The organism is Streptomyces hoynatensis (genome assembly GCF_003626535.1).
Taxonomy (GTDB): Bacteria; Actinomycetota; Actinomycetes; order Streptomycetales; family Streptomycetaceae; genus Streptomyces; species Streptomyces hoynatensis.
Genome location: NZ_RBAL01000041.1, coordinates 1 through 17,468 on the forward strand (window position 1 = coordinate 1; position 17,468 = coordinate 17,468).

Sequence of the window (17,468 nt, forward strand, 5' to 3'; positions counted from 1 at the left end):
AGGACCTGACCTTCCTGACGGTGACCCACACCGACTGGTCCAGGTTCGCGCCCAGCTTCACCGCCGAACGCCCCAGCCCCCTCCTGACCGGCATCCCCGAGGTCCGCGAGGCCCTCGCCGAACCCGAGCAGGACGCCGAAACCGCGGGCGGCGAAGCCGAGTTCGTGCAGCGCCTCGCCGCCATGCCGGAAGCGGAACGCTCCCGGGCCATGCTGGACATGGTGCGGACCGAGGCGGCCAGGACCCTCGGCTTCGAGTCGGTGGCCGACCTGCCCGCGGGCCGCGCCTTCCGCGAGGTGGGCTTCGACTCCGTCATGGCCGTCGAACTCCGCAACCGGCTGCGCACCACCACGGGGCTGCCCCTGCCCGCCGCCCTGGTGTTCGACTACCCGACCCCGGCCGCGATCGCCACGTACCTGCAGGCCGAGCTCTTCGCGGACGCCCCCGCGACCGAAGAAAACGACCCCGACGCGGAGATCAGGGCGGCCCTGGCTGCCATCCCGATCAGCCGCCTGCGCAAGGCAGGTCTCCTGGACATGGTTCTGCAACTGGCCAACGGCGACGCCGAGCCCGCCCCCGCACCGGCCGCGTCCGGCGAGGAACTCTCGCTCGACGAGATGGATGCCGAGGCCCTGCTGCGGCTCGCGACCGACGAGACGACCAACGGCGACTGAAGGACAGAGTGATGGCCGACAACACCAAGCAGTACGTCGAGGCACTGCGGTCGTCCTTGAAGGAGATCGAACGCCTCCGTCGCCAGAACCAGCAGCTGGTCGCCGCGGCCGTCGAGCCGATCGCGATCGTCGGCATGGCCTGCCGCTACCCGGGCGGGGTGCGCAGCCCCGAGGACCTGTGGCGGCTCGTCGCGGAAGGCCGGGACGCCATCGCCGGCTTCCCCACCGACCGCGGCTGGGACGTCGAAGACCTCGCCACCAGCACCTTCGAGGGCGGCTTCCTCGACGACGTGGCCGACTTCGACGCCGGCTTCTTCGGCATCTCGCCGCGCGAGGCCCTCGCCATGGACCCCCAGCAGCGCCTGGTCCTCGAAGTCACCTGGGAGGCCCTGGAACGCGCCGGGATCGACCCCACCTCGCTGCGCGGCAGCCGCACCGGCGTCTTCATGGGCACCACGGGACAGGACTACGGCAGCCTGACCGGCGACTCCCCGGACGCGACGGCGTTCATCACCACCGGCTCGGTGGCCAGCGTCATCTCCGGACGCGTCTCCTACACCGCGGGCCTCGAAGGCCCCGCCGTGTCCGTGGACACCGCCTGCTCCTCCTCCCTGGTGGCCCTCCACCTGGCCGTGCAGGCGCTGCGCGGCGGCGAGTGCGACCTGGCCCTGGCCGGCGGCGTGATGGTGATGTCCACGCCCACCGGCTTCGCCGCCTTCACCACCCAGGGCGGGCTCGCGGCCGACGGCCGCTGCAAGTCCTTCGCCGAGGCCGCCGACGGCACCGGCTGGTCGGAAGGCGTCGGCGTCCTCACCCTCGAACGCCTCTCCGACGCCCAGCGCAACGGCCACCAGATCCTCGCCGTGGTCCGCGGCTCTGCCGTCAACCAGGACGGCGCCTCCAACGGCCTCACCGCCCCCAACGGCCCCTCCCAGCAGCGCGTCATCCGCGCCGCACTCGCCAGCGCCGGACTCTCGCCCGCGGACGTGGACGCGGTCGAGGCGCACGGCACCGGCACCACCCTCGGCGACCCCATCGAGGCGCAGGCCCTCCTGGCCACCTACGGGCAGGACCGGGAACGGCCGCTGCTGCTGGGCTCCATCAAGTCGAACATCGGCCACCCGCAGGCCGCCTCCGGCGTCGCGGGCGTCATCAAGATGGTGATGGCGCTGCGGCACGGCATCCTGCCCAAGACCCTGCACGTGGACGCCCCCACCTCCAACGTCAACTGGGCGGCGGGCGCGGTCGAGTTGCTGACCGAGCAGGCCGCCTGGCCCGAGGTGGACCGTCCCCGCCGCGCTGGCATCTCCTCCTTCGGCGTCTCGGGCACCAACGCCCACGTGATCGTCGAGCAGGCCCCGGAGCCCACCCCGGCCCCCGAGCCCGAGGGCCCCCTGCTCGAACCCGCCGTGATCCCCTGGCCGGTGGCCGGGCGGAGCGAGGAGGCCCTGGAGGCCCAGCTCCGCAACCTGGAGAGCTTCCTCGCCGGCCACCCCGGCCTCGCCCGCCTGGACCTGGGCTACTCGCTCGCCACCACCCGCTCGGCCTTCGAACACCGCTCGGTGCTGCTGGCCACCTCGGAGGGCGTGACGGAGGCCGCCCGCGGCACCACCGACGAACGCCTGCTTGCGGTGCTGTTCACGGGTCAGGGTGCGCAGCGTCTGGGCATGGGGCGTGAACTGTACGGGCGTTTCCCGGTGTTCGCGTCGGCGCTGGATGAGGTGCTGGGGCTGCTGGACCCGGTGGTGCGTGAGGTGATGTGGGGCGGGGATGCGGAGGCGCTGAACCGTACCGGGGTGGCGCAGCCCGCGTTGTTCGCGATCGAGGTGGCGCTGTATCGACTTGTCGAGTCCTTCGGGGTGCGGGCCGAGTTCGTCGCGGGCCACTCGATCGGTGAGATTGCGGCGGCGCATGTGGCGGGGGTGTTCTCGCTGGAGGATGCCTGCGCGTTGGTGTCGGCGCGGGCGCGGCTGATGCAGGCCCTGCCCGAGGGCGGGGCGATGGTCGCCGTGCAGGCGTCCGAGGACGAGGTGACCCCGCTGCTGACCGACGGCGTCGCGATCGCGGCCGTCAACGGGCCTGCCTCGGTGGTGGTGTCGGGTGAGGAGGCGCCGGTTCTGGAGCTGGCTGCTTCGTTTGAGGCGCAGGGCCGGAAGACGAGCCGGCTGAGGGTGTCGCACGCGTTCCACTCGCCGTTGATGGACCCGATGCTGGATGAGTTCCGTGCCGTGGTCGAGGGCCTGTCGTTTGCCGAGCCGCGTATCCCGGTGGTGGCTGCGGGTGAGGTGACCTCGCCTGAGTTCTGGGTGCGGCACGTGCGCGAGGCCGTCCGTTTTGCCGACGCCGTGGGCCGTTTGGTGGAGCAGGGCGTCTCCGCGTTCCTCGAAGTCGGCCCGGATGGGGTGCTGTCGGGGATGGCGGCCGAGTCGGTGCCCGAGGGTGCCGTGGTGGTGCCGGTGCTGCGCCGGGACCGCGGCGAGGAGCGTGCCGCGCTGACCGCGCTCGCCCGGCTGCACGTCTCCGGCGTCGACGTGGCCTGGGGCACCCTGTTCGAGGGCACCGGCGCCCGCCGCGTCGACCTGCCCACCTACGCCTTCCAGCGGCAGCGCTTCTGGCCCTCCGCCGCGAGCCGCACCGGCGACGCAGCGGGGCTCGGCCTCGAAACCGTCGCGCACCCGCTGCTCGGCGCCGCCGTCGAACTCGCCGAGGGCGAGGGCGCGCTCTTCACCAGCCGCCTCTCGCTCGCCGCGCAGCCCTGGCTGGCCGACCACGTCGTCATGGGCCAAGTCCTCCTGCCCGGCACGGCGTTCGTCGAACTCGCCGTCCGCGCGGGCGACGAACTCGGCTGCGACCGACTCGAAGAACTCACCCTGGCCGCCCCCCTCGTCCTCCCCGAGCGGGGCGCCGTGCACCTCCAGGTGCGGGTCGGCCTGCCCGGCGCCGACGGACTGCGCCCGCTCACCGTCCACTCGCGGCCCGAGGGCGCGGCCGACCTGCCGTGGACCCAGCACGCCACGGGCGCGCTCGCCACCGGCGAGCGCCGCGCCGACTTCGACGCCACCGTCTGGCCCCCCACGGGCGCCGAGGCCGTGGACCTCACCGGCTACTACGAGGGCTTCCGGGAACGCGGCTTCCAGCACGGCCCGGTGTTCCAGGGACTCACCGCGGCCTGGCGGCGCGGCGACGAGGTGTACGCCGAGGTCACCCTGCACGAGTCGGTGCGCGCCGAGGCCGAGGGCTTCGGCCTGCACCCCGCGCTGCTCGACGCGGGCCTGCACGCGGCCGGCTTCGCCGACCTCGGCACCCTCAGCCGCGGCGGCCTGCCCTTCTCCTGGGGCGGGGTCTCCCTGCACGCCACCGGCGCCACCACCCTGCGGGTGCGCCTGACCCGCTCCGGCGAGGACGCGGTCGCCATCGCCCTGGCCGACACGGCCGGCGGGCTGGTCGCCTCCGTCGAATCGCTGACCGTCCGGCCCGTCTCCGCCGAGCAGCTCGGGCAGGCCGCCGGCATCGAGCGCGAGGCGCTGTTCGGCGTCGACTGGACCCCGATGCCGCCGCCCGCGGACGGCCCGGCGGAGGACGTGGCCGTCCTCGGCCCCGACCCCCTCGGCCTCGGCGACCTCCCCGCCCACCCCGGCCTGGCGGCGCTCGCCGAGAGCGGCGAGGTGCCGGCCGTGGTGCTCGCGCCCCTCGCCGGGCAGCCGGGGGAGGAACTGCCGCAGTCCGCGCACGCCCTGGCCGCCCGGGCCCTCGGCCTGGTGCGGGAGTGGCTGGAAGAGGAACGGTTCGCCCAGGCGCGGCTGGTGTTCGTGACCCGCGGCGCCCTCTCCGTCGCCGGCGGCGGGGCGCAGGACCTGGCGGCCTCCGGCGTGTGGGGCCTGGTGCGTTCCGCCCAGTCGGAGCACCCGGGGCGCTTCGCGCTGCTCGACACCGACGCCGACCCGGCCTCCCTCGCGGCGCTGCCGGCCGCCCTCGCCCTCGACGAGTCGCAGGTGGCGCTGCGCGCGGGCGCGATCCTCGCGCCCCGGGTGGCGCGGGCCGCGGTGCCCGAGGGGGAGTTCGCCTGGGACCCCGAAGGGCTGGTGCTGGTCACCGGCGGCACGGGCGGCCTCGGCGGCCTGGTGGCCCGCCATCTGGCCGGTGCGCACGGGGTGCGGCGGCTGCTGCTGGTGAGCCGTCGTGGTCCCGACGCGGAGGGCGCTGCGGAACTGGTGGCGGAGCTGGTGGAGTCGGGTGCCGAGGCGCGGGTGGTGGCCTGTGACGTGTCCGACCGGGAGGCCCTGGCGGGTCTGCTGGCCGAGCACGAGGTGTCCGCGGTGGTGCACACGGCCGGGGTGCTGGACGACGGGGTCGTGGAGGCGCTGACGCCGGAGCGGCTGGCCACGGTGTTCGCGCCGAAGGTGGACGCGGCCTGGCACCTGCACGAACTCACCCGCGCACGCGACCTGTCCGCCTTCGTGCTCTACTCCTCGGCCGCCGGCGTGTTCGGCACCCCGGGGCAGGCCAACTACGCCGCGGCCAACGCCTTCCTCGACGCCCTCGCCGCCCACCGCAGGGAGCTGGGCCTGCCCGCCCTCTCCCTCGCCTGGGGCGCCTGGGACCCGGCGGCCGGCCTCACCGGCGCCATGTCGGAACAGGACCTGCAGCGCATCGCCCGCTCCGGCATGCCGCCGCTCACCGCGGAAGCGGGCCTCGCCCTCTTCGACGCCGCCCTCGGCGGCGCCGAGCCCGCCGTGCTGCCCGTCCGCCTCGACCTGCCGGCCCTGCGCGCCCAGGCCCAGGTGCCGCCCCTGCTGCGGGGACTGGTCCGCGTCCGGGCCCAGCGCGCGACGGCCGGGTCCGAGACCGCGCTGTCGCTGCTGGAGCGGCTGACCGCCCTCGACGAGGAGGCGCGCGAGGCCGCCCTGCTCGACCTGGTGCGCGGGCAGGTCGCCGCCGTCCTCGGGCACCTCACCGCGGACTCCGTGGGCGCCACCCAGCCCTTCCAGAACCTGGGCTTCGACTCGCTGACCGCCGTCGAGCTGCGCAACCGGCTCGGCGCCGCCACCGGCCTCAGGCTGCCCGCCACCGCGATCTTCGACTACCCCAACGCGACCGCCCTCGCCCGCCGCCTGCGGGACGACCTCTTCGGGGCCGCCGCCCCCGTCGCGGTGCGCCCCAGGGCCCTCGCCGCCCCGGCCGACGACCCCATCGTCATCGTCGGCATGGGCTGCCGCTACCCGGGCGGCGTCTCCTCGCCCGAGGACCTGTGGCGCCTCGTCCTGGAGGGCACCGACGCCATCAGCGAGTTCCCCACCGACCGCGGCTGGGACCTGGCGACCCTCTACCACTCCGACCCCGACCACTTCGGCACCTCCTACACCCGGCACGGCGGATTCCTCGAAGCCGCCGGGCAGTTCGACGCGGGCTTCTTCGAGATGAGCCCCCGTGAGGCCACCGCGACCGACGCCCAGCAGCGCCTCGTCCTGGAAACCGCCTGGGAGACCATCGAACGGGCCGGGATCGACCCGGTGACGCTGCGGGGCAGCGCCACCGGCGTCTTCACCGGCATCATGACCAGCGACTACAGCACCCTCATCGACAACGACGCCTTCGAGGGCTACCAGGGCACCGGCACCGCCCCCAGCGTCCTGTCCGGCCGCGTCGCCTACTCCCTGGGACTTGAGGGCCCCGCCGTGTCCGTGGACACCGCCTGCTCCTCCTCCCTGGTGGCGATGCACTGGGCGGCGCAGGCGCTGCGTTCCGGCGAGTGCGACCTGGCGCTGGCCGGCGGCGTCACCGTCATGGCCACCCCCGGCACCTTCGTCGCCTTCTCCCGGCAGCGCGGCCTCGCCCAGGACGGCAGGTCCAAGTCCTTCGCCGACTCGGCCGACGGCACCGGCTGGGGCGAGGGCGTCGGCCTCGTCCTGCTGGAGCGCCTCTCGGACGCCCGCCGCAACGGCCACCAGGTCCTCGCCGTGGTCCGCGGCTCCGCCGTCAACCAGGACGGCGCCTCCAACGGCCTCACCGCCCCCAACGGGCCCGCGCAGCAGCGCGTCATCCGCCAGGCCCTCGCCGGCGCGGGCCTGACCACCGCGGACGTGGACGCCGTCGAGGCGCACGGCACCGGCACCACCCTCGGCGACCCCATCGAGGCCCAGGCGCTCCTCGCGACCTACGGCCAGGACCGGGAACGGCCGCTGCTGCTCGGCTCCATCAAGTCGAACATCGGGCACACCCAGGCCGCCGCCGGCGTGGCCGGCGTCATCAAGATGATCATGGCGATGCGGCACGGCGTGCTGCCCAAATCCCTCCACATCGACGCGCCCTCCTCGCACGTCGACTGGGAGGCGGGCGCGGTGGAGCTGCTGACCGAGCAGACCGAATGGCCCGAGGTCGAGCGGCGCCGGGCGGCGGTCTCCTCCTTCGGCGTGTCCGGCACCAACGCCCACGTCATCCTGGAACAGCCCCCCGCGGCCGAGCCCTCCCCGGAACCGGACGGCGACACGCTCACCCCCACCGCGGTGCCGCTGCCGGTCTCCGCGCGCACCGCCGGCGCCCTCGACGGGCAGGTGCAGCGGGTCACGGACTTCGCGGCGGACCACTCGCCCCTGGACGTGGGCCTGTCCCTGGTCACCTCCCGCTCCACCTTCGAGCACCGCGCCGTGCTCCTCGCCACCCCCGAGGGCGTGACCGAGGCGGCCCGCGGCACGGCCGTCCCCCGCAGGCTCGCCGCCCTGTTCACCGGCCAGGGCGCGCAGCGCCTCGGCATGGGCCGCGAACTCCACGCCAGGTTCCCGGCGTTCGCGGCGGCCCTGGACGAGGCGCTGGGGCACCTGGACCCGGCCGTCCGCGAGGTGATGTGGGGCGAGGACGCCGAGGCCCTGGAACGGACGGGCGTGGCGCAGCCCGCGCTGTTCGCCGTCGAGGTGGCCCTGTACCGGCTCCTCGAATCCTTCGGGGTGCGGCCCGAGTTCGTCGCCGGCCACTCCATCGGCGAGATCGCCGCGGCGCACGTCGCCGGGGTGTTCTCGCTTGCGGACGCCTGCACGCTGGTGTCGGCGCGGGCGCGGCTGATGCAGGCCCTGCCCGAGGGCGGCGCCATGGTGGCGGTGGAGGCCGGCGAGGAGGAGGTGCTGCCGCTGCTCACCGAGGGCGTGTCCCTCGCCGCGGTCAACGGGCCCACCTCCGTGGTGCTCTCGGGCGCCGAGGAGGCCGTGCTCGACCTGGCCGCCGTCTTCCGCGAGCAGGGCCGCAAGACGAGCCGGCTGAAGGTGTCCCACGCCTTCCACTCGCCGCTGATGGAGCCGATGCTCGACGAGTTCCGCACCGTGGTCGAGGGCCTGTCCTTCGCCGAGCCCCGCATCCCGGTGGTGGCCGCGGGCGAGGTGACCTCGCCCGAGTTCTGGGTGCGGCACGTGCGCGCCGCCGTCCGCTTCGCCGACTCCCTGACCCGCCTGGTGGCGGAGGGCGTCTCCGCCTTCCTTGAGGTCGGCCCGGACGGGGTGCTGTCGGGGATGGCGGCCGAGTCGGTGCCCGAGGGCGCCGTGGTGGTGCCGGCGCTGCGCCGGGACCGCGGCGAGGAGCGTGCCGCGCTGACCGCGCTCGCCCGGCTGCACGTCGCCGGCGTGGACGTGGCCTGGCCCGCGCTGTTCGAGGGCACCGGCGCCCGGAAGACCGAGCTGCCCACCTACGCCTTCGACCACAAGCACTACTGGCCCGCCTCCGTCCTGCGCCGCGGCGACGCCTCCGGCTTCGGCCTCGAACCCGTCGAGCACCCCCTGCTGGACGCCGCCGTCGACCTGGCCGAGGGCGACGCCGTGTTCACCAGCAGGCTGTCGCTCGCCTCCCACCCCTGGCTCGCCGACCACGACGTGCTGGGCCGCGTGCTGCTGCCCGGCACCGCGTTCGTCGAACTCGCCCTCAGGGCGGGCGACGAGGTCGGCTGCGACCTGGTGGAGGACCTCACCCTCGCCGCGCCCCTCGTCCTGCCCAGGCAGGGCGCCGTGCAGATCCAGGTGCGGATCGAGGCACCCGACGGGCGCGGCCTGCGCCGGCTCACCGTCCACTCCCGCCCCGAGGGCCGCCTCGGCGACGCCTGGACCCAGCACGCCGCCGGCCTGCTCGCCACCGGCGAGCGCCGCGCCGACTTCGACGCCGTCGCCTGGCCGCCCGCGGGCGCACGGCCCGTCGCGGTGGACGGCTGCTACGAGCAGTTCGCCGCCAACGGCTTCGCCTACGGCCCGGCCTTCCAGGGCCTGACCGCGGTCTGGCTGCGCGACGCGGAGGTGTTCGCCGAGGTCGCCCTGCCCGAGCCGGCCCGCGCCGAGGCCGACGCGTTCGGCCTGCACCCCGCGCTGTTCGACGCCGCCCTGCACGCCGCCGGCCTCGCCGACCTCGGCACCCTCAGCCGCGGCGGCCTGCCCTTCTCCTGGGGCGGCGTGTCCCTGCACGCCACCGGCGCCACGGCCCTGCGCGTGCGGCTCACGCCGATCGGCGGCGACGCCGTCTCGATCGCCGTCGCCGACGCCACCGGCGCGCTCGTCGCCTCCGTCGCATCCCTCACCGTCCGCGCCGTGTCCGCCGAACACCTCGGCGAGCAGGCCGCCGCGGAACGCGACGCCCTGTTCGCACTCGACTGGGTCCCGGCCCCGGTGGCCGGGCCCGCCACCCCGCTGGCCGTGCTCGGCGCCGACCCGCTCGGCCTCGACGCCCCCACGTACGCCGGACTCGCGGAACTCGCCGAGGCCGGCGAGACGCCCGAGGCGGTGCTGGTCCCGGTCACCGGCCCGCAGGACATACCCGTCGCGGAGGCGGCTCGTGCCGTGACGGGGCGGGTGCTGGGGTTGGTGCGGGAGTGGCTGGCGGAGGAGCGGTTTGGCGCCTCGCGTTTGGTGGTGGTGACGCGGGGTGCGGTGCCTGCCGGCGGTGGTGGGGTGGTGGATCTGGCGGCTTCGGCGGTGTGGGGTCTGGTGCGTTCGGCCCAGTCCGAGCACCCGGGGCGTTTCGGCCTGATCGACGCAGACCCCGCCACCGAGGCCACGGGCGACGCCCTGCTGCGCGCCGCGCACACGGACGAGCCGCAACTCGCCGTCCGCGACGGCGCCGTCCTCACGGCCCGCCTCGCGCGGCGCACCCCACGCCCCGAACCGGCCACCACCCCCTGGGACGCCGAGGGCCAGGTGCTGGTGACGGGCGGTACGGGTGGCCTGGGTGGCGTGGTCGCCCGCCATCTGGCCCAGACGCACGGGGTGCGGCGGCTGCTGCTGGTGAGCCGTCGTGGTCCCGAGGCGGAGGGCGCTGCGGAACTGGTGGCGGAGCTGGCGGAGTCGGGTGCCGAGGCGCGGGTGGTGGCCTGTGACGTGTCCGACCGGGAGGCCCTGGCGGGTCTGCTGGCCGAGCACGAGGTGTCCGCCGTCGTGCACACGGCGGGCGTCCTCGACGACGGTGTGGTGGAGGCGCTGACGCCCGAGCGGCTGGCAGGGGTGTTCGGCGCGAAGGCCGACGCGGCGTGGCACCTGCACGAGTTGACCCGGGAACGCGACCTGTCGGCGTTCGTGCTGTTCTCCTCGGCGGCGGGGGTGCTGGGTTCGCCCGGGCAGGGCAACTATGCGGCGGCGAACGCGTTCCTCGACGCGCTCGCGGCCTACCGGCGCGAACGCGGGCTGCCCGCCGTCTCCCTCGCCTGGGGCGCCTGGGCCGAAACCGGCATGCTCGCCGGAACCGACCTCGAACGCCTCGCGGCGGCCGGCCTGCCCGCCCTCGGCACCGAACAGGCCCTCCACCTCTTCGACGCCGCCCAGGCCACCGGCGAGCCCGCGATCCTGCCCCTGCGGCTCGACCTGCCCGTGCTGCGGGGCCGCGGCGAGATCCAGCCCGTGCTGCGCGGCCTCGTCCGGACCAGGACCCGGCGCGCCTCCGCCGGAACCGAGACCGCCGACACCCTCCTGCGGCGGCTCTCCGCACTCGACGAGGCCGCCCGCGCCGAGGCCCTCCTCGACCTGGTGCGCGGCGAGGTCGCCCTCGTCCTCGGACACGTCGGCGCCGAGGCCATCGACGCCACCCAGCCGTTCCAGAGCCTCGGCTTCGACTCGCTGACCGCGGTCGAGCTGCGCAACCGGCTCGGCGCCGCCACCGGCCTGCGGCTGCCCGCCACCGCGATCTTCGACTACCCCAACACCCTGTCCCTCGCGGGCTTCCTCGGCGAGGAACTCTTCGGCACCGAGGCCGCCGCGCACGTGCCGCTGCGGGCCCTGCCACCGGTCTCCGACGACCCGATCGTCATCGTCGGCATGGGCTGCCGCTACCCCGGCGGCGTCGCCACCCCCGACGGCCTGTGGGAGCTGCTGCTCGACGGGACCGACGCCATCAGCGAGTTTCCCGCCGACCGCGGCTGGGACCTGGCCGGCCTCTACCACCCCGACCCGGACCACCCGGGCACCTCGTACACCCGGCACGGCGGTTTCCTGCACGACGCGGGGGAGTTCGACCCGGAGTTCTTCGGGATGAGCCCGCGGGAGGCCCTGGCCACGGATGCGCAGCAGCGGCTGCTGCTCGAAACCACCTGGGAGGCGATCGAGTCCGCCGGGATCGACCCGGTGTCGCTGCGCGGCAGCCAGACCGGCGTCTTCGCCGGCGTCATGTACAACGACTACTCCTCGATCGTCGGCGGCGACGGCTCCGAGGGCTACCAGGGCACCGGCTCCTCGCCCAGCGTCGTCTCCGGCCGCCTGTCCTACACCTTCGGCTTCGAGGGCCCCGCGGTGACCGTGGACACGGCCTGCTCCTCCTCGCTGGTGGCGATGCACCTGGCCGCGCAGGCCCTGCGCGCGGGCGAGTGCGACCTGGCGCTGGCCGGCGGCGTCACCGTCATGGCCACGCCCGCCACCCTCGTGGAACTCTCCCGGCAGCGCGGCCTCTCACCCGACGGCCGCTGCAAGTCCTTCTCGGAGGAGGCGGACGGCGCCGGCTTCTCCGAGGGCGTGGGCGTGGTCATGCTGGAGCGCCTCTCCGACGCCCGCCGCAACGGGCATCAGGTCCTCGCGGTGCTGCGCGGTTCTGCGGTGAACCAGGACGGTGCGAGCAACGGGCTGACGGCGCCGAACGGTCCCTCGCAGCAGCGGGTGATCCGCCAGGCCCTGGCCGGGGCCGGCCTGTCCACCGCGGATGTGGACGTGGTCGAGGCGCACGGCACGGGCACCACGCTGGGCGACCCGATCGAGGCGCAGGCCCTCCTCGCCACCTACGGGCAGGACCGCGAACGGCCCCTGCTCGTCGGCTCCATCAAGTCCAACTTCGGCCACACCCAGGCCGCCGCGGGCGTCGCCGGCGTCATCAAGATGGTCCTCGCCATGCGGCACGGCCTGCTGCCCAGGACCCTGCACGCCGAGAACCGGTCCTCGCACGTCGACTGGGAGGCCGGGGACATCCGGCTGCTCACCGAGCAGACCGAATGGCCCGAGGTGAACCGGCTGCGCCGGGCCGCCGTCTCCTCCTTCGGCATCAGCGGCACCAACGCGCACGTCATCCTCGAACAGGCCCCCGCCACCGTGGAGCGGCCACGGGCGGCCGAGGTCGAGCCCGCCGTGGTGCCGCTGCCGGTGTCGGCGAAGTCGGCCGAGGCCCTGGAGGGTCAGGTCGGGCGCGTCGTCTCCTTCGCTGAAGACCGTGCCGTGCGGGATGTGGGTTTCTCGTTGGTGACGTCGCGGTCGGTGTTCGAGCATCGGTCGGTGTTGCTGGCGGGTGCGGAGGGTGTGCGTGAGGTGGCGCGGGGGAGCGCGGTGGCGCGTTCGCTTGCGGTGCTGTTCACGGGTCAGGGTGCGCAGCGCCTCGGGATGGGGCGTGAACTGTACGGGCGTTTCCCGGTGTTCGCGTCGGCGCTGGATGAGGTGCTGGGGCTGCTGGACCCGGCGGTGCGTGAGGTGATGTGGGGCGGGGATGCGGAGGCGCTGAACCGTACCGGGGTGGCGCAGCCCGCGTTGTTCGCGATCGAGGTGGCGCTGTATCGGCTGGTCGAGTCCTTCGGGGTGCGGGCGGAGTTCGTCGCGGGCCACTCGATCGGTGAGATTGCGGCGGCGCATGTGGCGGGGGTGTTCTCGCTGGAGGATGCCTGCACGCTGGTGTCGGCGCGGGCGCGGTTGATGCAGGCCCTGCCCGAGGGCGGCGCGATGGTCGCCGTGCAGGCGTCCGAGGACGAGGTGCTGCCGCTGCTGACGGACGGCGTGTCGATCGCCGCCGTCAACGGGCCTGCCTCGGTGGTGGTTTCGGGTGAGGAGGCGCCGGTTCTGGAGCTGGCCGCTTCGTTTGAGGCCCAGGGCCGCAAGACGAGCCGGCTGAAGGTGTCGCACGCGTTCCACTCGCCGTTGATGGACCCGATGCTGGACGAGTTCCGCGCCGTGGTCGAGGGCCTGTCGTTTGCCGAGCCGCGTATCCCGGTGGTGGCCGCGGGTGAGGTGACCTCGCCCGAGTTCTGGGTGCGGCACGTGCGCGAGGCCGTCCGTTTTGCCGACGCCGTGGGGCGTTTGGTGGACGAGGGCGTCTCCGCGTTCCTCGAAGTCGGCCCGGACGGGGTGCTGTCGGCCATGGCGGCGGAGTCGCTGGACGAGTCGGCGGTTGCCGTGCCGGTGCTGCGCCGGGGCCGCGGCGAGGAGGAGGCGGCCGTCACCGCGCTGGCCCGGCTGCACGTCGCCGGGGTGCGCGTCGAGTGGCGCGCCCTGTTCGCCGGGACCGGCGCCCAGCGGATCGACCTGCCCACCTACGCCTTCCACCACCGGCACTACTGGCCCGCCGCCGGCCGCCGCACGGGCGACGTCCGCTCGCTCGGACTGGGCGCCGTGGAACACCCGCTGCTCGGCGCGACCGTCGAACTCGCCGAGGGCGAAGGAGTGTTCACCGGCCGGCTGTCGCTTTCCTCGCACCCCTGGCTGGCGGATCACGCCGTGATGGGGCAGGTGCTGCTGCCCGGGACGGCGTTCGTGGAGCTGGCCGTTCGGGCGGGTGACGAGGTCGGCTGCGAGCGGGTGGAGGAGCTGACCCTGGCCGCGCCGCTGGTCCTGCCCGAGCAGGGCGCGGTGCAGGTGCAGCTGCGGGTCGGCGTGGCCGACGAGACCGGCCGGCGTTCCTTTGTTGTGCACAGCAGGCCGGACGAGGCCGAGGACGCGCCCTGGACGCAGAACGCGAGCGGCGCGCTGGCGCCAGGTGAGCTGCGGGCGGAGTTCGACGCCGCGGCCTGGCCGCCTCCGGGGGCCGAACCGGTGGAGATCGCAGGCTGTTACGAGGGCTTCGCCGAGGGCGGCTTCGCCTACGGGCCGGCCTTCCAGGGCCTGCGGTCGGTCTGGCGGCGCGGCGAGGAGGTGTTCGCCGAGGTGGCGCTCCCCGAGGAGGTGGAGCCGGGCGGCTTCGGCCTGCACCCGGCGCTCCTGGACGCCGCCCTGCACGCCTGGATGGCGGCGAGGTCGGGCGCCGAGGAGCCCGCGGGGCTGCCGTTCTCCTGGGAGGGCGTGTCCCTGCACGCCACCGGCGCGGCGAGCCTGCGGGTGCGGCTGACCCCCGGCGACGGGGGCTCCCTCGGCATCGCCGCGGCCGACGCCGGCGGCGAGCCGGTGCTCTCGGTCGAGTCGCTGACCGTCCGGGCGGTGTCCGCCGAACAGCTCGACCGGGCCGCGGCCGAGCGCGACGTGCTGTACGCCGTGGACTGGACGCCCCTGCCGGTTCCCTCGTCCGGTGCGCCGCTCACCCTCGCCGTGGTCGGCGAGGAAGGAAGCCTCGGCCTGCCGCAGGCGGCGCGTCACCCGGACCTCGCGTCGCTCGCCGCGGGCGAGGTCCCCGGCGTGGTGCTGGTGCCGGTGTCGGGCGCGGCCGGCGGCGAACTGCCGGAGGCCGCCCACGCGGTGGCCGCCCGGGTGCTGGGCCTGGTGCGGGAATGGCTGGCGGAGGAGCGGTTCGCCGCTTCCCGGCTGGTCTTCGTGACGCGCGGCGCGGTGTCCGTCGCCGGTGCCGCGGTCGCCGACCTGGCGGCCTCGACGGCGTGGGGCCTGGTGCGCTCGGCGCAGTCGGAACACCCGGGGCGCTTCGGCCTGCTGGACGTGGACGCGGACGGCGACGCGGCGGCCGAGGCCGCCTCGCGCGGCGTGCTGGAGCCCGCGCTCGGCCTGGACGAGCCGCAGGTGGCGCTGCGCGGCGGCGCGGTGCTGGTGCCGCGCGTGGCGCGCGGGGCCTCCGGCGACACCGGCCTCGCCTGGGACCCCGACGGCTTGGTGCTGGTGACGGGTGGTACGGGTGGCCTGGGTGGCGTGGTGGCCCGCCATCTGGCCGGTGCGCACGGGGTGCGGCGGCTGCTGCTGGTGAGCCGTCGTGGTCCCGAGGCCGAGGGCGCTGCGGAACTGGTGGCGGAGCTGGCGGAGTCGGGTGCCGAGGCGCGGGTGGTGGCCTGTGACGTGTCCGACCGGGAGGCCCTGGCGGGTCTGCTGGCCGAGCACGAGGTCTCCGCGGTGGTGCACACGGCCGGGGTGCTGGACGACGGCGTCGTGGACGCGTTGACCCCGGAGCGGCTGGCCACGGTGTTCGCGCCGAAGGTGGACGCGGCCTGGCACCTGCACGAACTCACCCGCGCACGCGACCTGTCCGCCTTCGTGCTGTTCTCCTCCGCCGCCGGGGTGTTCGGCACCCCGGGGCAGGCCAACTACGCCGCGGCCAACGCCTTCCTCGACGCCCTCGCCGCCCACCGCAGGGAGCTGGGCCTGCCCGCCGCCTCCCTCGCCTGGGGCGCCTGGGCGGAGGCCGGCATGCTCGCCGGGGCGGAGAACGCGCGCGTCGCCCGCTCCGGCATGCCCGCGCTCACCGAGGCGCAGGGCCTCGCCCTGTTCGACGCGGCCCTCGCCTCCGAGGAGGCCGCCGCGCTGCTCGTGCGCCTGGACCTGCCGGTCCTGCGCACCCAGCCGGAGGTGCCGCCGCTGCTGCGCGGCCTGGTCCGCGTCCGCACCCGCCGCACGGTCGCCGGCACCGAAACCGCCGTCGCCCTGGTGCGCCGCCTGTCCGGGCTGGACGCCGACGCGCGCCGCGAGGCGCTGCTCGGCCTGGTCCGCGGTGAGGTGGCCGCCGTCCTGGGGCACGCCGACGCCGCGAGCATCGAGGCCACCCGGCCGTTCAACGACCTGGGCTTCGACTCGCTGACCGCGGTCGAACTCCGCAACCGGCTCGGCGCCGCCACCGGCCTGCGGCTGCCCGCCACCCTCGTCTTCGACTACCCGACGAGCCAGATCCTGGCCGGGTACCTGGCCGACGAGCTGCTCGGCACCGAGTCCGCGCCCGTGGTGCCGCTCCGCGCCCTGCCGCCCGTCTCCGACGACCCGATCGTCATCGTCGGCATGGCCTGCCGCTACCCCGGCGGCGTCGCCACCCCCGACGGCCTGTGGGAGCTGCTGCTCGACGGGACCGACGCCATCGGCGAGTTCCCCGCCGACCGCGGCTGGGATCTCGACAACCTTTACCACCCCGACCCGGACCACCCCGGCACGTCCTACACCCGGCAGGGCGGATTCCTGTACGACGCCGCCGAGTTCGACCCCGGCTTCTTCGGGATGAGCCCGCGGGAGGCCCTCGCCACCGACTCGCAGCAGCGGGTCCTCCTCGAAACCTCCTGGGAGGCCATCGAGGGCGCCGGGATCGACCCGGTGTCGCTGCGCGGCAGCCGCACCGGCGTCTTCGCCGGCGTCATGTACAACGACTACGTGTCCGTCCTCGGCGACGACGAGGGCTACCAGGGCACCGGCGCCTCGGCCAGCGTCGTCTCCGGCCGCGTCGCCTACACCTTCGGCCTCGAAGGCCCCGCGGTGACCGTGGACACCGCCTGCTCCTCCTCCCTGGTGGCGATGCACTGGGCGATGCAGGCGCTGCGCTCCGGCGAGTGCGACCTCGCCCTGGCGGGCGGCGTGACCGTCATGGCCACGCCCAGCGCCTTCGTCGGCTTCTCCCGGCAGCGCGGCCTCTCGCCCGACGGCCGCTGCAAGTCCTTCTCGGAGGAGGCGGACGGCGTCGGCTGGTCCGAGGGCGCGGGCGTGGTGCTCCTGGAGCGCCTGTCGGACGCCCGCCGCAACGGGCACCGGGTCCTCGCCCTGGTGCGCGGTTCTGCGGTGAACCAGGACGGTGCGTCGAACGGGCTGACGGCGCCGAACGGTCCCTCGCAGCAGCGGGTGATCCGTCAGGCCCTGGCCGGGGCCGGCCTGTCCACCGCGGATGTGGACGTGGTCGAGGCGCACGGCACGGGCACCACGCTGGGCGACCCGATCGAGGCCCAGGCGCTCCTGGCGACCTACGGGCAGGATCGGGAACGCCCGCTGCTGCTGGGCTCCATCAAGTCCAACCTGGGACACACCCAGGCCGCGGCGGGCGTGGCGGGCGTCATCAAGATGGTCCTCGCGCTGCGGCACGGCCTGCTGCCCAGGACCCTGCACGCCGAGAACCGGTCCTCGCACGTCGACTGGGAGGCCGGGGACATCCGGCTGCTCACCGAGCAGACCGAATGGCCCGAGGTGGACCGGCCGCGCCGCGCCGCCGTCTCCTCCTTCGGCTTCAGCGGCACCAACGCCCACCTCATCCTCGAACAGGTCCCCGAGCCGCCCGCCGCGGCCCAGGACCCGGCCGTGCGGCCCGGGGCCGTGCCGCTGCCGGTGTCCGCCCGCACCGCGGAGGCCCTCGACGGGCAGGTGGAGCGGATCGTCGCGTTTGCCGAGGCGGAGCTTCCGGTGGATGTGGGCTTGTCGTTGGTGACCTCGCGGTCGGTGTTCGAGCACCGGGCGGTGCTGCTGGCCGGTGAGG

The 17,468-nt window shown here is 75.1% G+C and carries 2 protein-coding genes; both read left to right on the top strand.

Features of this window, described 5'->3' with window-relative positions:
- Nucleotides 1-674: acyl carrier protein (locus D7294_RS31245; protein ID WP_241562752.1), on the top strand; the 674-nt coding region annotated here is incomplete at its 5' end.
- A gap of 11 nt (nucleotides 675-685) precedes the next feature.
- On the top strand, nucleotides 686-17,468 hold a 16,783-nt coding region (locus D7294_RS31250; protein WP_120685201.1), incomplete at its 3' end, for a type I polyketide synthase.